The organism is Comamonas faecalis (assembly GCF_039538025.1).
GTDB classification, from domain to species: Bacteria; Pseudomonadota; Gammaproteobacteria; order Burkholderiales; family Burkholderiaceae_C; genus Comamonas_C; species Comamonas_C faecalis.
In genome coordinates this window covers 29,050-49,012 of the sequence record NZ_BAABBP010000001.1, presented here as the reverse complement: position 1 = coordinate 49,012, position 19,963 = coordinate 29,050, and the positions used below count along the sequence as shown (strand labels likewise).

Annotated in this window: 20 protein-coding genes; 7 read left to right on the top strand and 13 right to left on the bottom strand. The window is 65.5% G+C overall.

Annotated elements, in window-relative coordinates; all coding sequences use genetic code 11:
- Positions 1–50: 50 nt before the first annotated feature.
- Positions 51–1,436, bottom strand: a complete 1,386-nt coding sequence (gene hemN / locus ABD767_RS00230; RefSeq protein ID WP_103043607.1) for an oxygen-independent coproporphyrinogen III oxidase — start codon at positions 1,434–1,436, stop codon at positions 51–53.
- Between the two features lie 170 nt (positions 1,437–1,606).
- On the opposite strand from hemN, the gene fnr reads away from it, so the two are divergent.
- Positions 1,607–2,344 (top strand): fumarate/nitrate reduction transcriptional regulator Fnr, encoded by a 738-nt coding sequence (gene fnr, locus ABD767_RS00225; protein ID WP_103043608.1) that lies wholly within the window; start codon positions 1,607–1,609, stop codon positions 2,342–2,344.
- A gap of 27 nt (positions 2,345–2,371) precedes the next feature.
- Here the strand turns inward: fnr and ABD767_RS00220 are convergent, their stop codons facing one another.
- From ABD767_RS00220 to ABD767_RS00180, 9 genes are all read right to left on the bottom strand, one after another.
- On the bottom strand, positions 2,372–2,662 hold the full coding sequence (locus tag ABD767_RS00220) for a hypothetical protein (protein ID WP_103043609.1): 291 nt from the start codon (positions 2,660–2,662) through the stop codon (positions 2,372–2,374).
- A 152-nt stretch (positions 2,663–2,814) separates the two neighbouring features.
- Entirely contained in the window at positions 2,815–3,117 is a 303-nt protein-coding gene (locus ABD767_RS00215) for a FixH family protein (RefSeq protein WP_103043610.1), read from the bottom strand.
- A 29-nt stretch (positions 3,118–3,146) separates the two neighbouring features.
- Positions 3,147–4,583, bottom strand: a complete 1,437-nt coding sequence (ccoG, locus tag ABD767_RS00210; RefSeq protein WP_103043611.1) for a cytochrome c oxidase accessory protein CcoG — start codon at positions 4,581–4,583, stop codon at positions 3,147–3,149.
- Positions 4,584–4,687: 104 nt separating this feature from the next.
- Positions 4,688–5,614, bottom strand: a complete 927-nt coding sequence (gene ccoP, locus ABD767_RS00205; protein ID WP_103043612.1) for a cytochrome-c oxidase, cbb3-type subunit III — start codon at positions 5,612–5,614, stop codon at positions 4,688–4,690.
- Positions 5,615–5,645: 31 nt separating this feature from the next.
- Positions 5,646–5,783 carry a CcoQ/FixQ family Cbb3-type cytochrome c oxidase assembly chaperone gene (locus tag ABD767_RS00200; protein ID WP_103043613.1) on the bottom strand — a complete coding sequence of 46 codons (138 nt, stop codon included), beginning with the start codon at positions 5,781–5,783 and terminating at the stop codon, positions 5,646–5,648.
- Positions 5,784–5,794: 11 nt separating this feature from the next.
- Positions 5,795–6,424: a cytochrome-c oxidase, cbb3-type subunit II gene (gene ccoO, locus ABD767_RS00195; protein WP_103043614.1), complete on the bottom strand. Its 630-nt coding sequence runs from the start codon at positions 6,422–6,424 to the stop codon at positions 5,795–5,797.
- Between the two features lie 19 nt (positions 6,425–6,443).
- Complete coding sequence (gene ccoN, locus ABD767_RS00190) at positions 6,444–7,880, bottom strand: cytochrome-c oxidase, cbb3-type subunit I (RefSeq protein ID WP_103043615.1); 1,437 nt, start codon at positions 7,878–7,880, stop codon at positions 6,444–6,446.
- Between the two features lie 65 nt (positions 7,881–7,945).
- The gene (gene ccoS / locus ABD767_RS00185; RefSeq protein ID WP_103043616.1) at positions 7,946–8,083 is read right to left on the bottom strand and encodes a cbb3-type cytochrome oxidase assembly protein CcoS; all 138 of its coding nucleotides are present in this window, start codon (positions 8,081–8,083) and stop codon (positions 7,946–7,948) included.
- 2 nt (positions 8,084–8,085) lie between these two features.
- Complete coding sequence (locus ABD767_RS00180; RefSeq protein WP_344867469.1) at positions 8,086–10,413, bottom strand: heavy metal translocating P-type ATPase; 2,328 nt, start codon at positions 10,411–10,413, stop codon at positions 8,086–8,088.
- Positions 10,414–10,603: 190 nt separating this feature from the next.
- On the opposite strand from ABD767_RS00180, the gene ABD767_RS00175 reads away from it, so the two are divergent.
- On the top strand, positions 10,604–11,047 hold the full coding sequence (locus ABD767_RS00175; protein ID WP_103043618.1) for a universal stress protein: 444 nt from the start codon (positions 10,604–10,606) through the stop codon (positions 11,045–11,047).
- A gap of 3 nt (positions 11,048–11,050) precedes the next feature.
- On the opposite strand, the gene ABD767_RS00170 is transcribed toward ABD767_RS00175, so the two are convergent.
- Both ABD767_RS00170 and ABD767_RS00165 read right to left on the bottom strand, forming a co-directional pair.
- Positions 11,051–13,150 carry a sensor domain-containing diguanylate cyclase gene (locus tag ABD767_RS00170; protein ID WP_344867464.1) on the bottom strand — a complete coding sequence of 700 codons (2,100 nt, stop codon included), beginning with the start codon at positions 13,148–13,150 and terminating at the stop codon, positions 11,051–11,053.
- A 559-nt stretch (positions 13,151–13,709) separates the two neighbouring features.
- The gene (locus ABD767_RS00165) at positions 13,710–14,327 is read right to left on the bottom strand and encodes a Crp/Fnr family transcriptional regulator (RefSeq protein WP_425549877.1); all 618 of its coding nucleotides are present in this window, start codon (positions 14,325–14,327) and stop codon (positions 13,710–13,712) included.
- A 194-nt stretch (positions 14,328–14,521) separates the two neighbouring features.
- Here ABD767_RS00165 and ABD767_RS00160 point away from each other — a divergent pair, with 194 nt between their 5' ends.
- The 4 genes from ABD767_RS00160 to ABD767_RS00145 all read left to right on the top strand — a co-directional run bounded on the left by ABD767_RS00160 (position 14,522) and on the right by ABD767_RS00145 (position 17,802).
- Positions 14,522–15,565: a porin gene (locus ABD767_RS00160; RefSeq protein WP_103044690.1), complete on the top strand. Its 1,044-nt coding sequence runs from the start codon at positions 14,522–14,524 to the stop codon at positions 15,563–15,565.
- Positions 15,566–15,666: 101 nt separating this feature from the next.
- Positions 15,667–16,104: an HIT domain-containing protein gene (locus tag ABD767_RS00155; protein WP_103044691.1), complete on the top strand. Its 438-nt coding sequence runs from the start codon at positions 15,667–15,669 to the stop codon at positions 16,102–16,104.
- A gap of 40 nt (positions 16,105–16,144) precedes the next feature.
- On the top strand, positions 16,145–17,116 hold the full coding sequence (gene miaA / locus ABD767_RS00150; protein ID WP_103044692.1) for a tRNA (adenosine(37)-N6)-dimethylallyltransferase MiaA: 972 nt from the start codon (positions 16,145–16,147) through the stop codon (positions 17,114–17,116).
- Positions 17,113–17,802, top strand: coding sequence for an ATP-binding cassette domain-containing protein (locus tag ABD767_RS00145; protein ID WP_103044693.1), 690 nt, complete (start codon positions 17,113–17,115; stop codon positions 17,800–17,802). Before miaA ends, ABD767_RS00145 begins: the two co-directional genes overlap by 4 nt.
- A 13-nt stretch (positions 17,803–17,815) precedes the next feature.
- Here the strand turns inward: ABD767_RS00145 and ABD767_RS00140 are convergent, their stop codons facing one another.
- Positions 17,816–18,244, bottom strand: a complete 429-nt coding sequence (locus tag ABD767_RS00140) for an Hsp20 family protein (RefSeq protein ID WP_103044694.1) — start codon at positions 18,242–18,244, stop codon at positions 17,816–17,818.
- A gap of 206 nt (positions 18,245–18,450) precedes the next feature.
- Here ABD767_RS00140 and ABD767_RS00135 point away from each other — a divergent pair, with 206 nt between their 5' ends.
- Entirely contained in the window at positions 18,451–19,911 is a 1,461-nt protein-coding gene (locus tag ABD767_RS00135; RefSeq protein ID WP_103044695.1) for a mechanosensitive ion channel, read from the top strand.
- The last annotated feature ends 52 nt before the right edge of the window (positions 19,912–19,963 follow it).

Genomic DNA, 19,963 nt, shown 5'->3' with positions numbered 1-19,963 from the left:
GAGAAGGGGCAATGAGAGGACCAATAGATACGAGCAACACCGCTTGCCGTTTAAATAATGCGCGAGAACCGCGCGCGATTACGGTCGGCCTGCAGGTATCTGTCGAACACCATGGCCACGCCGCGCACGAAGAACCAGCCCATAGGCGTGACCTGCACGCCTTCAGGCTTGAGGCAGACCAGGCCTTGCTGCTCCATGTCCTTGAGCCGCTCCAGCTCGGCAGCGAAGTACTGGGGCACGTCGACCAGCCAGGACTGCGCAAACGGCTCGTACAGCAACTCGCCCTGGCACATCAGCGCCATGATGGCGGCGCGGCGCATCAGATCGTCGCGCGTCAGCGCCAGGCCGCGCGCAATCGGGATGCGGCCGCGGTTGATCGCGTCGTAGTAGTCCTCCAGCACCTTGGCGTTCTGGCTATAGGTTGCACCGACGCGGCCGATGGCCGAAACGCCCAGCGCAATCAGGTCGCAATCGGGCTGGGTGCTGTAGCCCTGGAAGTTGCGGTGCAGCCGTCCCTGGCGCTTGGCAACGGCCAGCGCGTCGTCGGGCAGCGCGAAGTGATCCATGCCCACGTAAACGTAGCCCGCGTCGATGAAGGACTCGATCGAGCGCGCCAGCATGGACACCTTGGCCGCGGGCGCCGGCAGGTCGGCGATATTGATGCGCCGCTGCGCCTTGAAGCGCTCGGGCAAGTGGGCATAGGCGTACAGCGCAATGCGATCCGAGCGCAGTTGCACGACCTGCTCCAGCGTGCGGTTGAACGATTCGGGCGTCTGCAGCGGCAGGCCGTAGATCAGGTCGACGTTGACCGAGTCGAAACCCAGCTTGCGCGCGCTCTCGACCAGCGCAAACACCTTGTCAGCGGGTTGCACCCGGTGCACCGCCTTTTGCACGTCGGGGTCGAAGTCCTGTACGCCAAAACTCAGGCGGTTGAAGCCCAGTTCCTTGAGCACCGCCAGGCGGTGTTCGTCGACGGTACGCGGGTCGACCTCGATGGAATACTCGCCGCCGGGCACCAGCGTGAAGCTGCGCGTGAACATGCTCATCAGGTCGCGCAGGCCCTCGTCGGTCAGGAAGGTGGGCGTGCCGCCGCCCAGGTGCAACTGGCTGACCTGCTGCCCGACGCCGCAGTGCGCCGTGTGCAGGTCGATCTCGCGGCTGAGGTAGCGCAGGTAGACCTCGGCGCGCTCGGGGTGCTTGGTGATGATCTTGTTGCACGCGCAGTAATAGCACAGCGACTCGCAAAACGGGATGTGCGCGTACAGCGACAGTGGCGTGTTCTTGCCCACCGCACTGACCTTGCGCTGCTGCAGCGCAAGCACGTACTGCTCTTCGCCAAACGCTTCGACAAAGCGGTCGGCCGTGGGATAGGAGGTGTAGCGGGGCCCGGGCACGTCGAAGCGACGCAGGAGTTCGGGCGTGATAGCAACGGTCATGACGGATTTCCAGACGATAACGGCAAGACTGTGCCGCAGTGGACCGGCAACCGTCTTGACTACAATCAAGAACCGGCCGCTTCCTGCATGGCGGCCTGGCCCGGATCGAGAGTCCCGAGATTGTCTCCGGATTTACCCTCTGTACCTTTTTTCAGATGTAAGCTCTGACCATGGGCAAGGTTTCTGCTTCTTCCAGCGCGCACGCCTTCAAAGTCGCCTGCTCCAACTGCAATCTTCGCGAGTTGTGCATGCCGGTCGGCCTGAACGACCAGCAAATGCAGCGCATCGACGACATCGTTGCGACGCGGCGCAAGATCAAGCGCGGCGGCTCGCTGTTTCGCAACGGCGAGGCATTCACCTCGCTGTTTGCCATTCGCACCGGTTTTTTCAAGACCTGCGTGGCGACCGAGGACGGACGCGACCAGGTCACGGGCTTTCAGATGGCCGGCGAGATCATCGGCCTGGACGGCATCGTCAACGACCACCACACCTGCGATGCCGTGGCGCTGGAGGATGCCGAGGTCTGCGTGATGCCGTTCGACCGCATAGAGGAACTGTCTCGCGAGGTCACACCGCTGCAGACACACCTGCACAAGATAATGAGCCGCGAGATCGTACGCGAGCACGGCGTGATGCTGCTGCTCGGCAGCATGCGCGCCGAGGAGCGGCTGGCGGCTTTCTTGCTCAACCTGGTGCAGCGCCTGCATGACCGCGGCTTCTCGCAATCCGAGTTGGTGCTGCGCATGACCCGCGAAGAGATCGGCAGTTACCTGGGCCTCAAGCTGGAGACCGTCAGCCGCACTTTCTCCAAGTTCGCCGAGGACGGTCTGGTCGAGGTCAAACAGCGCCACGTGCGCATCCTGGACACCGACGCGCTCAAAGCCATCGTCAACAGTCAACAGGCCTGACGACGGCCAATCCCGCCACGGGCGGTATTACATCGAAGAAAACTTGGCGCAATCGGCTGGACGCTGCAGGTCGGGGACAGGGCAGCGATTGAGTTCAAAGGGCGAGAGCGACAGCAGGGTCGTCAGCGCGCCCGCACCCATGATCACCAGCCAGAACACGAAGAACGCCACGGTGTAGACACCTTCGCGCGAGAGGTTCACCGGCTGGTCGAACCACTGCAACATTTGCGGATCGACAAAAGCAAACACCAGCATTTCCAGCACGGCCGCCATCAGAAAGGCCGGCCAGACAATCCACATCAGTCGCTGCATCCGCATTGCATCGTCTCCTGTTCTTTGGATGAAGAGGCAGACTAGCACTGAGGCCGGCCATGCAATCCATGCATGCGCGCTAAACCATGCACGGCACTCGGAATTGACCCAGGTCACGACAGCGCATGGTCAGAGCCCGGCGCTTGCCGCGCGCGATATCAGGGACGATGTTCTCGCGGCGTTGCCGCATGGTTGCGGCCCTTGAGCGCCGGCGTCATGGCTGCCGCCTCCGCTTCCTGCTGCGCCCTGAGCGTCTGATTGATTTCCAGGCCGCGCTGGTAATAGTCTTCGCTCAGTACCGGATCAGGGCGGCTGACGGCCAGCCACAGCGTCACGAAACCGGCGACGACGACGACGGCAGGCCCGGCGATCAGCATCCAGACCATGCCGAACTTCCACCAGGGTCGCGCCGGGGCGTCACCGGGCATCGGCCCGGGTGCAGTGGAGGGATTTGCAATCATTGAAGACTCCTCATCGAAACGGCGACCACTCAGCGCGGCACCAGGAACACCGATTTCTCGGAAACCTGTGCCTTGCTGCCCAGCGCCTGGATATCAAAGTAAATCGTGTGCGACCCGGGCTGCGCCGAGCCGTAGGGGATGTGCAGGCGCACCGACACCCAGCGCGACTCGGCCGGCCCCAGGTCGAATTCCTGCTCGGTGGCCACTTCCAGCTCCGGCAAGCCGCGCGCCGCAATGTGGTAGCGCTGCGCGCGTTCGGTAGCGTTCATGATCTGCAGGCGGTAAACGTTCTCCAGCTTGCCACCGGCGACGATGCGCGAGAGCGCGGCGCGGTCGCGCACGATGTCCACCTTCATCGGCGAGCGTACGACGAGACTAGCCATCATGCCAATGCACAGCAGCAGCAGCAGTGCGGAGTAAACCAGTACGCGCGGACGCAGCACGCGCTTGATCATCTGCGACTGCGTCCAGTGGTTCTTGACTCCGTTTTGCGTGGAAAAGCGAATCAACCCACGCGGGTAGTTCATCTTGTCCATCACGGTGTCGCAAGCATCCACGCACAGGCCGCAGCCTATGCATTCGTACTGCAACCCGTCGCGGATGTCGATGCCGGCCGGGCACACCTGCACGCACAGCGAACAATCGATGCAATCGCCCAGCCCTTTGGCCTTGTAGTCCACCGTCTTGGCGCGCGGCGCACGCGGCTCGCCGCGCTCGGGGTCGTAGGTGACGATCATCGTGTCTTTGTCGAACATCGCGCTTTGGAAGCGCGCGTACGGGCACATGTATTGGCAGACCTGCTCACGCAAGAAACCGGCGTTGCCATAGGTAGCCAGGCCATAGAACAGTACCCAGAAAATCTGCCAGCCGCCGTGCAGGGCCAGCAGCTCGCTGCCCAGCTCGCGAATAGGCACAAAGTAGCCGACAAAGGTGTAGCCCGTCCACAGCGCGATGGCCAGCCAGACGACTTGCGTGGCCGTCTTCTTCCAGATTTTCTCGAACGTCCAGCCGCTTTTATCCAGACGCATGCGCGCGCTGCGATCGCCCTCGATTTTGTGCTCTACCCACACGAAGATCTCGGTGTATACGGTCTGTGGGCAGGCAAAGCCGCACCACAAACGCCCGGCCACGGCGGTGAACAAAAACAGCGACAGCGCCGAGATGATTAGCAGACCCGTCAAATAGATGAAGTCCTGCGGATACAGCACCAGGCCGAAGATATAAAAACGGCGCGCACCCAGGTCGAACAACACCATCTGGCGCTCGCCCCACTGCAACCAGGGCAGGCCATAGAACACCAGCTGCGTGACGTAGACCATGATCCAGCGCCAGCGCGCAAAAATCCCATCAATGGAGCGCGGATAGATTTTTCTGCGTTTTTCGTACAGCGACACCGTCTGCGCACCAGCGGCAGGCGGCGCGGTCTTGGTAATGGTTTTATGGGGTTTACCCGGCTTTGCTTTCATGGCGCTACATACTTCTCTTGACCCGCACAAGCCATTACGGCTTCAACACGAAAGGGCCGGCGCCCTGTGCAAAGGCAGCCGGCCCATAGTGCAACACGTCAGAACTACTGACCCGAAGCCCCCTGGTGGGACAGTCCCCAGACATAAGCCGTCAGCACATTGATTTGGGCGTCGGTGAGCTTGCCGCCCTCGGCAATCGCCTGTGCCGGCATCTGGTTTGTCTTGCCGTTGTTGATCATGGCGACGATCGCCGCCTCGCCCCAGCCATGCAGCCAGACATCGTCGGTCAGGTTGGGCGCACCCAGCGCCTGGTTGCCCTTGCCGTCGGCACCATGGCAGGCGGCGCAAGAGGCAAACAGCGGCTTGCCCAGCGCGGCGCGCACCGAATCGTGCGGACTGCCCGACAGGCTGAGCACGTACTGGGCGACGTTGCGCACGTCCTCGCCCGAGCCCACGGCCTCGGCCATCGGAGGCATCACGCCGATACGGCCGTCGTGAATGGTCTGGCGAATCTGCTCGGGATCACCGCCATACAGCCAGTCGCCGTCGCTCAGATTGGGAAAGCCCTTGCTGCCGCGCGCGTCCGAACCATGGCACTGGGCGCAGTTGTTCATGAACAGGCGGTCGCCAATGGCCATGGCTGCCGGGTCTTGCGTCAGCTGCTCGGCGCTCATGCCGTCAAAGCGCGCGTACAGCGGCTGCAACTGCTCGGCCGCCTTGTCCATCTCGCGCTGGTACTCGCCAACCTGCGTCCAGCCCAGCTGGCCCTTGAAGGTACCCAGCCCGGGATAGGCGATCAGGTAGCCGGCGCCAAAGAGCAGCGTGATGACGAACAGCCACATCCACCAGCGCGGCATGGGGTTGTTCATCTCGGTCAGGTCTTCGTCCCAGACGTGGCCGGTGGTGTTGTCGGCCGTCGCCTCGACCTTCTTGCGCGACGTGAGCCACAGCAACAAGCCACAGCCGACGATGCCGACGATGGTGATGATGGTGACGTAGACCGACCAGAAGTTACTCGTGAAATCGCTCATGGGTTCTCTCTAGTTGTGTACGTGGGAGGCGTCAGTCCTCGAGGAAGGGCAGCTGCGCCGCCTCCTCGAAGCGCGCGCGGTTGCGGCCCAGGTAGGCCCAGACCCCAATGCCCACGAAGCTCGCCAGCGATGCCAGCGTGACCGCGATGCGCCAGGTGGTGATGTCCATGGCTGCCTCCCTTATTTGAGCTGGTGACCCAGCGATTGCAGATAGGCAATCATGGCGTCCATCTCGGTCTTGCCTTCCACCTCCTGCACTGCGCCGGCGATCTCCTCGTCGGTATAAGGCACGCCCACCTTGCGCAGCGCGCGCATGTGCGCCGGCATGACCGCGGCATTCACCAGGTTCTTCTCCAGCCACGGGTAGGCCGGCATGTTGGACTCTGGAACCACGTCGCGCGGGTCGTTCAGGTGGATGCGGTGCCACTCGTCGCTGTAGCGGCCGCCCACGCGGTGCAGATCCGGGCCGGTGCGCTTGCTGCCCCACTGGAAGGGATGGTCGTAGACGAACTCGCCGGCCACCGAGTAGTGGCCATAGCGCAGCGTCTCGGCGCGGAAGGGACGGATCATCTGCGAGTGGCAGTTGTAGCAGCCCTCGCGCTGATAGATGTCGCGCCCGGCCAGCTGCAGCGCCGTGTAGGGCTTGAGGCCGTCGACGGGCTCGGTGGTCGACTTCTGGAAGAACAGCGGCACGATCTCCACCAGGCCGCCGATGGCGACGACCAGCAGGATCAGCACGATCATCAGGAAGTTGTTGGTCTCGACCTTCTCGTGGGTAAAGCCCGAGGAGGTGTTGTTGGTCTTGGACATGTGTCAGGCTCTCCTATCCTCAGGCGTGCGCAACCGTGGTGGGAACGGCGATCTTCACCGAGCGCCCCGAAATGGCCGTCAGCCAGACGTTCCAGGCCATGATGACCATGCCGCCCAGGTACAGCACGCCGCCCAGGAAACGGATGACGTAGAAGGGATAGCTGGCCTTGACGCTCTCGACGAAGGTGTAGGTCAGCGTGCCGTCGGCGTTGACCGCGCGCCACATCAGGCCCTGCATCACGCCGGCAATCCACATCGCGGCGATGTAGAGCACGATGCCGATCGTGGCCAGCCAGAAGTGCAGCTCGATGGCCTTGATCGAATGCATTTTTTCCTTGCCGAACAGGCGCGGCACCATGTAATAGAGCGAACCCATCGTGATCAGGCCGACCCAGCCCAGCGCGCCTGCGTGCACGTGGCCAATCGTCCAGTCGGTGTAGTGCGACAGCGCGTTGACGGTCTTGATCGACATCATTGGGCCCTCGAACGTGGCCATGCCGTAGAACGACAGCGAAACGATCAGGAAGCGCAGGATGGGATCTTCACGCAGCTTGTGCCAGGCACCCGACAGCGTCATGATGCCGTTGATCATGCCGCCCCAGCTCGGCGCCAGCAGGATCAGCGAGAACACCATGCCCACCGACTGGGTCCAGTCCGGCAGCGCGGTGTAGTGCAGGTGGTGGGGGCCGGCCCACATGTAGGTGAAAATCAGCGCCCAGAAGTGCACGATCGACAGGCGGTAGCTGTACACCGGCCGGCCGGCCTGCTTCGGGATGAAGTAATACATCATGCCCAGGAAGGCCGTGGTCAGGTAGAAGCCCACGGCATTGTGGCCGTACCACCACTGCACCATGGCGTCCTGCACGCCAGCATAGGCCGAGTAGCTCTTCATCCAGCCGGCAGGAATGGCGGCGCTGTTGACGATATGCAGCAGCGCAATCGTCAGGATGAAACCGCCGAAGAACCAGTTGGCGACATAGATGTGCTTGACCTTGCGGATGCCGACGGTGCCGAAGAACACGATGGCATAGCTCACCCAGGTGATGGCGATCAATACATCCAGCGGCCACTCCAGCTCGGCGTATTCCTTGGACTGGGTATAGCCGAGCGGCAGCGAGATGACCGCCCCGACGATCACTGCCTGCCAGGCCCAGAAGGTGAAGCTGGCCAGCTTGGGCATGAAAAGCCGCGTCTGGCAGGTGCGCTGGACGACGTAGTAGCTGGTTGCAAACAGGCCACAACCGCCGAAGGCGAAGATCACGGCATTGGTGTGCAGCGGCCGCAGGCGCCCATAGCTCAGCCATGGGATGCCGAAATTGAGCTCGGGCCAGGCCAGCTGGGCGGCGATGAACACGCCGACCAGCATGCCCACGACGCCCCAGACCACGGACATGATCGTGAATTGCCTTACGACGGAATCGTCGTAATGCTCCACTTTCGTCGTTGATGAATCCATCGGTTACCTCGTTGTGATTAGCGAAAAAATATTAACCAGAGACGCATCATGGTTTTTGACGAACGTCAATCACTGCGCAGGATGCGCTCCCCCTCCTGATCAATGTCTTCAAACTGCCCACGGTCAATCGCCCACCACATGCCGGCGATCACCAGCAGCACGAGCACGACGGACAGCGGAACCAGCAAATACAGGACATCCATGGTCAAACCCCTTGCGCGGGCACTGCCTCCCGCGCCACGTTGCCTCGCAGAGCCTGCGCGGCGCCATCACCCACCGGGCGCGCCAAGCGCGCGGCATTGAGGACGACCAGCAGCGAGCTCAGCGCCATGCCCAGCCCCGCCAGCCAGGGCGGCATCAGACCGGCAATCGCCAGCGGCACGCCAACGGCGTTGTAGCCGGCGGCCCAGCCCAGGTTCTGGCGCACGATGGCCACCGTGCGGCGAGCTACTAGCAGGGTTTGGGCAACGAGGGCGAGATTGTCCCCTAAAACCACGACGTCAGAACGTGATTGCGCCAAAGCAACCGATTTCCCGAAAGCCAGCGACGCATGGGCAGCGGCCAGACTGGGACCGTCGTTGAGCCCGTCGCCCACCATCGCCACGCGCCGCCCCTGCTGCTGCAGCGCCTGCAGATGCTGCAACTTGTCCTGCGGCGTACAGGCGGCGCGCGCCACCTGCACACCGGTGCGCTCTGCCACCCGCTGCACGGCGGCGGCGCTGCTGTCGCCTGACAGCAACTGCACCTGCATGCCCGCCGCCTGCAACTGCGCGACCACTGCCGGCGCCTCGGGGCGCAGCGCCTCGCTCAAATCAAAGCACGCCAGCAGCCGGACCTGGCCACCGGACTCGACCGACAGATACACGCCCTGCCCCGCCGAGGACGGTTGCGCCGCGCGCACAAATACCGCGCTGCCCAGCCGCACCAGCGCCGGCTGCGCCTGACCGGGCAGCCGCGCCTGTGCCTGCAGGCCGGCGCCAGTGATCTCCTGCACCGCCTGGATCTGCCAGCCTTCAGGCTCCGCCCGAGGCAGCGCAGCCGCCACCAGCGCGCGCGAGACCGGATGCAGCGACTGGCGCGCCAGTTGCTGCGCCAGGGCCAGCGCCTGCTCCTGGCTCAGCCCGGCACCAGCGTCGACATGCACGCCCGTGACCGCCAGACGGTCATGGGTCAACGTTCCGGTCTTGTCGAACACCACGGTGTCTACCTGCGCCAACGCCTCCAGCGCCTGCAGCCGGCGCACCAGCACGCCGGCGCGCGCCAGCGAGCCGGCGGTGGTCAGCATGGCCACGGGTGTTGCCAGCGACAGCGCGCAAGGGCAGGTGACGACGAGCACGGCGACCGCGATCATCAGCGCGTGGGCCGGATCGGTGGGCCACCACCACGCCAGCGCCAGCGCCGCCGCCAGCAGCACACCAATCAGAAACGGCCGGGCGATGCGGTCGGCCAGCTGCGCCAGGCGGGGCTTTTGCAGCGACGCGCTCTCCATCAGCGCAACGATCTGCCCAAAACGCGTCTGCTCCCCCACCGCATCCACACGAACCAGCACAGGCGCATGCAGGTTGTAGCTGCCGGCAACCACGTGGCTGCCTTCGGTCTTGGCCAATGGCGTCGACTCGCCGGTCAACAAGGCTTCGTCCGCCTGGGTGCGCCCGCTCAGAATACGGCCGTCGGCCGGAAAAGCCTCGCCGGGCAGCACGCGCACCACGTCGCCCGCCTTCAGACGGCGAACCGCGACGCGCTCGAAGCCGCCATCGGACATGCGCCGCTCGACGCTGTCGGGCAGCCGGTTCATCACCGCCTCCAGTGCGCCTGCAGTGCGGTCGCGCAGGCGCAGCTCCAGCCAGCGGCCGGTAAGCAGGAAGAAGACAAACATGGTCAGCGAGTCGTAATACACCTCGTGGCCAAAGACCCCGTCAGGGTCGAACGTGCCCAGCATGCTGACGACGAAGGTGATCAGCATGCCCAGCGCGACCGGCAAATCCATGCTGACGCGCCGCCGCCGCACATCGCGCAGCGCGCTGGAGAAAAACGGCCCGCAGGCGAACAGCACCACCGGCAGACTGATGACCCAGGACGCCCAGCGCATCAGGCTCTCCATCTCCCGCGTCAGGTCGCCCGGCTGCGCCACGTAGGCGGGCCACGCGTACATCATGACCTGCATCATGCAGAACCCGGCCACCAGCCAGCGCCACAGCGCCTTGCGCTTTTCCTGCTGGCGGCGCGCGCGCGCAGTCGCATCCATGGCCGGCAGGGCGTGGTAGCCGGCGCGGCGCACCGCATCCATCCAGCGTGACGGCACCGTCTGCCCAACCCGCCAGACCACGCGCGCGCGCTGCGTTGCCGCGCTGACCGTGGCCGAGCGCACACCGGGCACACGCTGCAGCGCCTCCTCGATCGTCAGCGCGCAGGCCGCGCAGTGCATGCCTTCGAGCACTACGTGCGACTCCCAATCTTGCGTCTTCGCATCACCCCCAGCCGCCAGCGGGCGGCCAAAAGCCGACCATTCCTGCGGGTCGTCCAGCAATGCCATACCATCGACACAGGCCGACGCAGAGGGGACAAAAAAATCGCCGACATTACCAAGAATGCCGGCTCGAGTACTTGTCATGGCACAAAGGGTAAACGATTACGCTTAGGAAAAAATTGACCTGGATCAAAACTGGCCGGTCACTGCCTTCTATGCTTGCCGATGATCCGCTTCATTTACCAAGGAGAGAAGAATGTACAAACGCATCCTGATTGCCACCGATGGCTCCAAACTGTCGGACATGGCCGTGGAAAACGGCCTGGAGCTGGCCGCGCTGTCCGGCGCTTCGGTGGTGGCGCTCAAGGTGGTGCCGCGCTATCCGCGCAGTTACTTCGACGGCGGCCTGCCAATCGACACCAATGAGATCAAGCGCATCGAAAAGCAATGGATCGACAGTGCCCAGGAACTGGTCGCCAAGGTGCGCCAGCGCGGAGCGGATGCCGAGGTCAACGTCAAGACCGTGGTCAGCAAGTCCGACCTGATTGCCGAGGCCATCATTGCTGCGGCCAAGAAGAACAAGTGCGACCTGATCGTGATGGCCTCGCATGGGCGCAAGGGCATCAAGCGCCTGCTGCTGGGCAGCGAGACCCAGCATGTGCTGACGCACTCGCACATCCCGGTACTGGTACTGCGCTGACCCTCACTTGCTGGCCACGGCCGCAGTCGCACTGGCGGTCGCGGCCTGCCCGGCGGGCAGCACCACCACCTGGTTGCGCCCCGCGCGCTTGGCGGCATAGCAGGCCATGTCTGCCTGGTGCAACAGCGTTGCAACCCGGCCCTGGCGTGCATCGACCGCCACTACGCCAATACTCACCCCCACAGTGAAACTACGCCCCTGGTAGGCCGGCTCCCAGGCCGCGATGGCTGCGCGCAATTGCTCGGCCATCGCGCGGCCGCGCTCCAGCGTGCAGCCTGGCAGCAACACCGCGAATTCGTCGCCGCCCAGGCGCGCTGCCCAGCCCTGCTGGCGTACCTCGGACTCGATCAGCCGCGCCAGATAGCGCAGCGCGTCATCGCCCGCGGCATGACCGGCCAGGTCGTTGATCACGGTGAGGTAGTCCATATCGAGAAACAGCAGCACGCCCGCGCCAGCATCGCCCGCGCCGTTGCCCACGCGCTGGGCCCGCTCGTCGAGCAGGCGCTGCAGGCGCTGCTCGAACGCGCCGCGGTTGAGCAGCTGCGTGAGTGCATCGTGGTTGTGCTCCCAATGCGTCTGCTGGCGCGCCTCGCGCGCGGCGGTGCAGTCTTCCAGCACCCAGACCGTACCCCGAGTCACATGCTCATGCGGGTTGGTCGTTCGCCCCTGGGCACGCACCCACAAAGTGGTGCCATCCTTGCGCAGCAGCGGGAACTCGCCCTCGAACGCGCCATGCACCGAAAATGCCTGGTGCACCTGCTCAAACGTCGCACGCGAATCCCCCCCGCCCTCCGGCGGCGCGAACAGCGCCTGCAGCGGCAGCTGCTGCAGTTCACGCGTGGTGTAGCCCAGCATGCGGCAGCCTTGCTGGCTGACGATCTCGACATGGTCGCCACGGGTCAGCACGATGCCCATCGGTGCATGCTCGAGCACGGCACGCAGCTGGCGCACCACCATGTCCCAGTTATGCTGGCTGACCAGGCGCCGCGCAATCAGCTGACGGCACGCGCGCACCACGTCATCGACCTCGCCCTGCGCATGCGGCCAATGCCCCGCATCCGCGCCCAGGTCGGCCCGCTCGTGCATGCCCGCGGCGCCCTGCTCGCGCGCCTGCTGCTCCAGCAGCGCCAGCGCCTGGCGACGCAGCAAGGCCAAGGGGCGCGCCAGCCACAGCATCAGCAGCGCAGCGCAGGCCATAACCAGCGCAATCGCAGCGCCGACGACCGCCCCAACGCGCCGCGCCCCGCCCAGCAGCGGCGCGCGCATCGATTGCGCGTCGCTGATGCGCACCACCAGCCACTGCGGCATGGCCACCGGCGAGGCGCTGACGACGTAGCCGTCCTGCTCGCTGCTGTGGCGCTGAGCCGAAAATCCGCCGTCCTGCTGCCAGCGGGCAAACAGCGCTGCCAGGCCAGGCTCGTCGCGCACGCTGCCCAGCACACGCTCGCGCTGCGGGTGCGACAGGATCACGCCCTCCTGGGTCAGCACGATCAGGCGCGAGTCGCTGCGCGCCGGCAAGGCCAGCGAATGCGGCAGCAGCCCTTGCGACTGCAGACGCATGACGCCGGCGATCGCACCGATCACCCGCCCCTGGCCATGCAGCAGCGGCATGGTGAACATGATGCGGGCATCGTCGCGGCGCGCGCCGATCAGGCTGGAGACCAGCGGCTTGCCCTCGACCAGGGTGCGCAGCAGGTAGTCGCGCTCGGGCGGGTCGAGGTTGGAGGGCTTGTCCACCTCCCCCAGGCGCAGGTTGGCGACCAACGTGCCGTCCTTGCGTGCCACCTGCATCGCGTCGAAAAATCGCAGCGTTGGCAGCATCTGCTGCAGCAGATGCTGCGACGGCGCGACCTCCTGCAGGATCTGCGGCGAGACATCCTCGGCCGCGGTGGCCAGCACCTTCTGGCTTTGCTCGATCTTGCTGGCCAGCAAACGGGCCACCAGCTCGACCTCGTCGTCCTGCTGGCTAACCAGGCGCTGCATGCTGTCCTGCCCTGCCAGGTAGGACACCAGCGCCGCGGCCACGGCGCCGGCCAGCACGATGGCCAAGCAGGCCACGACCAGCATCTTGCGCACCAGCGGGCCGGGGAGCCAGCTGGCCACGGCTGCAGAGGAGTCACCGTCGGAGTCGTCCGCCTGAAGCGAGTCCGGCCATTTTTCGGGCAGCACCGTCATAGGCACTCCGCAATGAAGTCCCCTCTACGGATCAACGAGTGCACGAAAACAGGCATGGCGCGGCGCCGGGGCGATACAGAGGTTCGCTCCAATATACGCACAAAGCCCGGCGGCGGCGGGTGGGTCAACCCTGGCGGATCGCCAGGAAAACCCTGAGCATGTGCCTCAAGAATCGCGCATGCCGTTGCCGTGGTTTTGGGGTGTCAGCGTGCGCGACTCCCAGGCGCTGCCCGCGTCCCGTCAGAGGTTGAGAATCAATTGGCCGTGCCCAAGAGGCGCGCCCAAGCACACCCAATCGAGGCTGAGTGCTGCGGCTCCAGCAGTGCCTGCGCACTGCTGGACAGCACGAAGAAGGTCAGCCTCTGGCTGGCCCGCGCCCTGCAAGGGCAAAACGCAGTGCAATAGCTCGGGCCATGGCGAGTATTTGCAACGATGAGTGGGGTTTTTTGGCGTGTAAAGCGGAGATGAGAATTTTTTTCTCGACCTCTCAAGCCCCGGCCAGCATCTGCAAGGCCCGCGGCTGCGGCAGGCGCAGCACATTGCCGGTACCGACGATCAGCCCATGCTCGCGCAGCTGGCGCAGCACGCGCGACAGCGTCTCGGGCGCGATGCCCAGTTGGGCGGCAATCATGCGCTTGCGCAGGTGCAGCGTGACACGCAGTCCACCCTCCTCGCAGTTGTGCGCGTGGCGCAGCAGCCACTGGGCGCAGCGCGCCTCGGCGTCCTGCGCCAGACGGCTGATCGCCAGCTCGGTCTGCTGGCAATAGCCCGCCGCCATGTCGCGCAACAGCTCCTGCCCCGCCTCGGGGAGGGCCTGCACGCTCTGACGGAAGTCGTCCAGCGCGATGCGGCGCAACTGCACCCGGGTCTCGGCCACCATGTCGACCAGGCTGGGACGGTCGAGCAACGCGGTGGCCGCATCCAGCCAGCAAGGCCCTTGCACGCTGCCCAACTGGTGGCGCATCACGCCATCTTCGCGCAGGCCCAGCAGCACGCGGCCACCCTGCAGATAAAGCACCGACATCGGCTGCCGGTGGCGCTCGCGCAGCACCTCGCCCGCCGGTGCCTGCTCGAGCGGCACGCGGTGATCCGGACATGTGGGCATGGCAAGCATGGTCGCACTGTGCCAAGCCTGACGCCGGCGCACATTGAGACAAATCAAAGCAACGTTCACCATCACGGCCCAACCAACGGTGTATTCGCGCAACAAATTGCTACGACCCACGGAAAACCGGTGTTCTTTCATACAAAATTTGTACACAATTTACCGTCACACAATTCATACCAAGGAGACCGCCCATGTACGTGAAGACCCTGGCCGCCTGCGCCGCCGCGCTGTGCACACTGACGGCCCACGGCCAAAGCTCGGTTCAGCTATCCGGCCTGACCGACGTTTACGTCGGATCGATGAAGATGGCCGGCGACGCCCACCGCACGTCCGCCGTCAACAGCGGCGGCATGACCACGTCGTGGTTCGGCCTGTCCGGCACCGAAGACCTGGGCGGCGGCCTCAAGGCCGGCTTTGCAATCACCTCATTCATCCAGGTAGACGACGGCACGCAGGGGCGCTTTCTCGGCGACACCTTCTTCTCGCGCGACGCCAACGTCAGCCTGTCGGGCGGCTTCGGCACGGTGCGCCTGGGCCGCTGGCTGGCGCCCAACTTCCTGCCGTCGGTCATCGGCAACCCGATGGGCGACTCGTTCACCTTCGCGCCGCTGATCCTGCACATGAACGTGCCGCTGTTCAACGCCTCGGGCTGGCAGGCCACCACGCCTGCGGACACCGGCTGGAGCAACCAGGTCGCCTACACCACGCCTAACATCGGGGGCTTTGAGGCCAATCTGCAATACCAGTTCGGCGAGCAGCCGGGCGACAACGGCAAGAAGAACATCGGCGCCAATTTCCTGTACTTTGGCGGCCCGCTCACCGTCACCGGCTACTACGAGCGCGACCAGATCGGCAACCCCGGCTCGGGCGCCTACCTGGGTACGACCAAGAAGGACTGGATGCTCGGCGCGTCCTACGACTTCAAGGTAGTCAAGCCCTATCTGAGCTATGGCGAGACCAAGGTGGACGATGCCGGCGCCGCCGTTCCTCCCAGCGCTTTCAGCAAGGCAAAGACCTGGCAGCTGGGCGCCTCGGCCCCGGTCGGCGCGGGCAGCGTCCTGGCCTCGTGGGTGCGCACCAAGATCGACAGCGGCGCCAGCCGCAAGACATTCACCGTGGGCTACGACTACAACCTGTCCAAGCGCACCGACGTCTACGCCATGCTCATGAACGACCGCATCACGCACCAGGAAACCGGCAACAGCGTCGGCGTGGGCATGCGCCACCGCTTCTGACTGCGTCCACACCCACGGCGAAAGCACGCGGCATGCACCCGCGTGCTTTTTTCTTGCCAGAATCCCGGGCTTGACTGCACTTTTCCCAGGAGCGTCCGCCCATGCCCGAATTCGTCGACACCTCGCCCAGCGGCAGCTGCCTGTTCTGCCGCCTGGTGGCCGGAGAGATCCCCAGCGCGCAAGTGTTCGAGGACGAGCACACGCTGGCCTTCATGGACATCGGCCAGGTCAACCCCGGCCACGTGCTGGTGGCCAGCAAGCGCCACGCAGCCACGCTGCTTGAGCTCACCGGCGAAGAGGCAGGCGCCGTCATGCAGACCGCCCAGCGCGTGGCGCGCGCGGTGCAGGCCTGCTTTGCGCCGGACGGCATCATGCTGCTGCAGGCCAACGGCGCGGCCGCCGGACAGACGGTGCAGCACTTTCACATCCACGTCGTGCCACGCCACGCGGACGACGGGATCCACTTCACCTGGCCGCGCCCCAGCCCGGCGCCCGACGTGCTGGCCGGCTACGCCGAGCGCCTGCGCACGGCGCTGTGAAGCCCACCGTACCCCACCATCAGCCACGGAGCGCATCGGCGTGAGCATCGAGGCCGCACTTCCCGCCATCGCCCTGGCCGGCCCCACCGCGTCGGGCAAGACTGCCGCCGCACTGGCAATCGCTGCTGAACTGGCGCCGCGCGTGCCGGTGGAGATCATCAGCGTCGACTCGGCCCTGGTCTACCGCGGCATGGACATCGGCACGGCCAAGCCCAGCGCGAGCGAACGCGCCACCGTGCCCCACCACCTGATCGACATCCTGGATCCGGCCCAGGCCTACAGCGCCGCCGAGTTCGTGCACGACGCGACGCGACTGATCGCCACCATTCGCGCACGCGGCGCGCTGCCGCTGCTCGTCGGCGGCACCATGCTGTATTTCAAGGCGCTGATGGACGGCATCGACGCAATGCCCGCCGGCGACGGCGTGGTGCGCGCAGCCATCGATGCGCGCGCCGCCGAGCAGGGCTGGCCCGCGCTGCACGCGGAACTCGCGCGCGTCGACCCGGTCACCGCAGCGCGGCTGGCGCCCGGCGACAGCCAGCGCATCCAGCGCGCGCTTGAAGTCTGGCAGCTGAGCGGCCAGCCGCTGTCGCACTTCCACAAGACCAGGGACGCGAACGCCGCTCCAGACACCGGGCCGATTGCCGCGCAAGGCTTTTTCTCGCTGGAACCGCACAGCCGCGCATGGCTGCACGAGCGCATCGCCCAGCGCTTTCAAGCCATGCTGGCCGCCGGCTTTCTGGACGAAGTCATTGCACTGCGCGCGCGCGGCGACCTGCACACCAACCTGCCCAGCATGCGCTGCGTCGGCTACCGCCAGGCGTGGGAGAGCCTGGACGGCACCTACCCTCTGTCCACCCTGCCCGAGCGCGGCATTGCCGCCACGCGCCAGCTGGCCAAGCGCCAGATCACCTGGCTGCGCAGCATGCCGCAGCGGCGCGTCGTTGCCTGCGATGCACCGGGTGCCCAGCAACAGGTGGTCGACGCGGTGCTGGCGCTGGTGCAGGCATGACCGCAGCTGCACCACCGCTGCTTGAAGTACACGGCCTGGCGCGACGCTATGGCACGCAGGCCGTGTTCGAGAACGTCGATTTCACGCTGGACAAGGGCCAATCGCTGGCGATTACCGGCGACTCGGGCGTTGGCAAGTCCACGCTGCTCAACTGCCTTGCGGGGCTGGACGGCTGGCAGGCCGGGCGCATCGTGCACCAGGGCGTCGACCTGGCGCAGCTGGGTGACACAGCACGAGCCGTCTGGCGCCGCGCCCACCTGGGTTTCGTGTTCCAGGCCTTTCATGTGCTGCCGCAGCTCACCGTGGCGCAGAACATCGCGCTGCCGCTGATGCTGCTCGGGCGCAGCGACGGCGCCCGGGTGCGCACGATGATCGACGCGGTCGGCCTGCAAGGGCTGGACGCGCGCATGCCGCAGCAGCTCAGCGGTGGCCAGCTGCAGCGCGTGGCCATTGCACGGGCGCTGGTACATGCGCCGCCGCTGCTGCTGGCCGACGAACCGACGGGCAATCTCGACCCGACGACCGCCGCGCTCATCCTCGACCTGCTTCTGGCGCAGACCCGCCAGCAGGACGCGGCGCTGGTGCTGGTCACGCATGCGCCGCAGGCCGCTGCGCGCTGTGACCGGACGCTGCAATTGACAACGCGGGGCATGTGCCCCGCGTCGTCGGTTTCAGGTCAAGCCTGAAGCGCTTATCCGCTTACTCGATGGCCAGCCGCTGCGACTTGCCTTCGAGCTTCTTGGGCAGCGTCAGCGTCAGCACGCCGTTGTCGTATTTGGCCTTGGACTTGGCCGCGTCGACCTCTTGCGGCAGCTGGAAGCTGCGCGCCACCGAGCCGTAGTAGCGCTCGCTGCGCAGCAGCTTCTCGCCGTCCTTTTGCTGGTCATGCTGGCGAATCTCGGCGCTCAGGCTGACCACTGCGCCGTCGATGCTCACATGGATGTCTTCCTTGGGCACGCCGGGCAGCTCGGCCTGCACGGTGTAGCTGTCGCCGTCTTCCTTGACGTCGACCTTGATCTGCGCCGGCGTGGGCAGGCCGTCGCCGTGCAGCGGGCGGACATAAAAACCGGGCGCGAAGTCCTTGAAGAAATCATCGAACAGGCTGCCACGCGATACCAGTGCATTCATGGTGAAACTCCTTGTCGTCGAATGAGGGTTGGATGCCTGCCGCCATCGCGGCTTGACATGCATATGTGCGCAAAAGCCGTCATTTCAAGGGCAAAACCACACAATGTGAATCAACGTACCGACTCGTCCGGTCGCATCGCCCGTGGGTTGCATCTTGCGTCCAGCCCGTCACAATGGTTCTGATTCGTCACAAAAAAGGAGCACCAATGCAATTGGACACATTCTTCAGCGCGCTGCAGCAATCGTTTGGCAGCCAGATTCCCCAGGTGCTCGGGGCGCTGGCCATTCTGGTGCTGGGCTGGCTGCTGGCGGTCGTCGCCCGCGCCGCGGCGCTGCGCGCACTCAAGCTGATCCGGCTCAACAGCTGCCTGAGCAAAAGCACCAACACCCAAATCGACGCCGAAAAACCCGTGGCCACCGCCGTGTTCTGGCTGGTGCTGCTGGCCACACTGGTGGCGGTGCTCAACTCGCTGAACCTCACGCTTCTGTCCGAGCCCTTTGCCGGTATGGTGCAGGACGTGATCGGCTACGTGCCCTACCTGCTGGCCGGCGCGGTGCTGGCGCTGGTCGCCTGGCTGCTGGCCACGCTGGCACGCGCCCTCGTCACCAAGGCGCTGGCGACGACGACGCTCGATGAGCGCCTGTCGGCCGAGGCCGGCATGGCGCCGATCAGCGACAGCGCCGGCAACGTGCTGTTCTGGCTGATCATCCTGTTCTTTCTGCCCGCCATCCTGGCTGCGCTGCGGCTGAACGGCGTGCTCGACCCGGTGCGCGACATGCTCGGCCAGCTGCTGGGTTATCTGCCCAACGCGTTTGGCGCCGGCGTCATCGCGCTGGCCGGCTACATCGTTGCGCGCGTGCTGCGGGCGCTGGTGCGCAACCTGCTGGCCGCTGCCGGCAGCGACCGGCTCAACGCCAGCATCGGGCTCGACCCGGCGGTGCAACTGTCGCGCCTGGGCGGCACGCTGGTGTTCATCCTGGTGTTCGTGCCCGCGCTGATCGCGGCGCTGGATGCGCTCAGGATCGACGCCATCTCCGGCCCCGCCAAGCAGGTGCTGGGACAAATCCTGGCCGCCGCGCCGCACATCATTGCCGCCGCCGTCATCCTGCTGCTGACCTGGTATGTGGCGCGCTTTGCCGCGTCATTGCTGGCCAAGCTGCTCGAGACCGCAGGCTTTGACAGTCTGCCGGCCAAGCTGGGACTGTCGTATGCGCTGTCGGACACGACGCGCCCGTCGCACCTGGCGGGCCGGCTGGTGCTGTTCTTCGCGCTGCTGTTCGCCAGCGTCGAGGCCGCGTCGCAGCTGGGCTTCGACCAGGTCAGCGAGGTCGTCACCACCTTCATCGCCTTTGGCGGCGACATCCTGCTGGGCAGCGCCATCCTGGTCGTCGGCTTCTGGCTGTCGGGCGTCGCCGCAGCGGCAATTCGCCGCGCCAGCCCCGAGGGCGGCTCGGTGGTCGCCAACGTCGCGCGCTTTGCCATCCTCGGGCTGGTGATCGCGATGGGCCTGCGCGCCATGGGCATCGCCAACGAGATCGTGCAGCTGGCCTTTGGCCTGACGCTGGGCTCGGTGGCCGTCGCAGTCGCACTGGCCTTTGGCCTGGGCGGGCGCGAGGCGGCGGGCAGGCTGCTCGATCACTGGCTGGGCAAGCTACTCAACAAGTAAGCTGCCGAAGCACAGCACAACGCCCCACGCCGTGGGGCGTTTTTCCTGGTGC

Excerpts from the sequence above, each read along its gene's own strand:
- hemN (WP_103043607.1), bottom strand. The coding sequence starts at position 1,436 with ATGACCGTTGCTATCACGCCCGAACTCCTGCGTCGCTTCGACGTGCCC.
- fnr (WP_103043608.1), top strand. The coding sequence starts at position 1,607 with ATGGGCAAGGTTTCTGCTTCTTCCAGCGCGCACGCCTTCAAAGTCGCC.
- ABD767_RS00220 (WP_103043609.1), bottom strand. The coding sequence starts at position 2,662 with ATGCGGATGCAGCGACTGATGTGGATTGTCTGGCCGGCCTTTCTGATG.
- ABD767_RS00215 (WP_103043610.1), bottom strand. The coding sequence starts at position 3,117 with ATGATTGCAAATCCCTCCACTGCACCCGGGCCGATGCCCGGTGACGCC.
- ccoG (WP_103043611.1), bottom strand. The coding sequence starts at position 4,583 with ATGAAAGCAAAGCCGGGTAAACCCCATAAAACCATTACCAAGACCGCG.
- ccoP (WP_103043612.1), bottom strand. The coding sequence starts at position 5,614 with ATGAGCGATTTCACGAGTAACTTCTGGTCGGTCTACGTCACCATCATC.
- ABD767_RS00200 (WP_103043613.1), bottom strand. The coding sequence starts at position 5,783 with ATGGACATCACCACCTGGCGCATCGCGGTCACGCTGGCATCGCTGGCG.
- ccoO (WP_103043614.1), bottom strand. The coding sequence starts at position 6,424 with ATGTCCAAGACCAACAACACCTCCTCGGGCTTTACCCACGAGAAGGTC.
- ccoN (WP_103043615.1), bottom strand. The coding sequence starts at position 7,880 with ATGGATTCATCAACGACGAAAGTGGAGCATTACGACGATTCCGTCGTA.
- ccoS (WP_103043616.1), bottom strand. The coding sequence starts at position 8,083 with ATGGATGTCCTGTATTTGCTGGTTCCGCTGTCCGTCGTGCTCGTGCTG.
- ABD767_RS00180 (WP_344867469.1), bottom strand. The coding sequence starts at position 10,413 with ATGGCATTGCTGGACGACCCGCAGGAATGGTCGGCTTTTGGCCGCCCG.
- ABD767_RS00175 (WP_103043618.1), top strand. The coding sequence starts at position 10,604 with ATGTACAAACGCATCCTGATTGCCACCGATGGCTCCAAACTGTCGGAC.
- ABD767_RS00165 (WP_425549877.1), bottom strand. The coding sequence starts at position 14,327 with ATGCCCACATGTCCGGATCACCGCGTGCCGCTCGAGCAGGCACCGGCG.
- ABD767_RS00160 (WP_103044690.1), top strand. The coding sequence starts at position 14,522 with ATGTACGTGAAGACCCTGGCCGCCTGCGCCGCCGCGCTGTGCACACTG.
- ABD767_RS00155 (WP_103044691.1), top strand. The coding sequence starts at position 15,667 with ATGCCCGAATTCGTCGACACCTCGCCCAGCGGCAGCTGCCTGTTCTGC.
- ABD767_RS00145 (WP_103044693.1), top strand. The coding sequence starts at position 17,113 with ATGACCGCAGCTGCACCACCGCTGCTTGAAGTACACGGCCTGGCGCGA.
- ABD767_RS00140 (WP_103044694.1), bottom strand. The coding sequence starts at position 18,244 with ATGAATGCACTGGTATCGCGTGGCAGCCTGTTCGATGATTTCTTCAAG.
- ABD767_RS00135 (WP_103044695.1), top strand. The coding sequence starts at position 18,451 with ATGCAATTGGACACATTCTTCAGCGCGCTGCAGCAATCGTTTGGCAGC.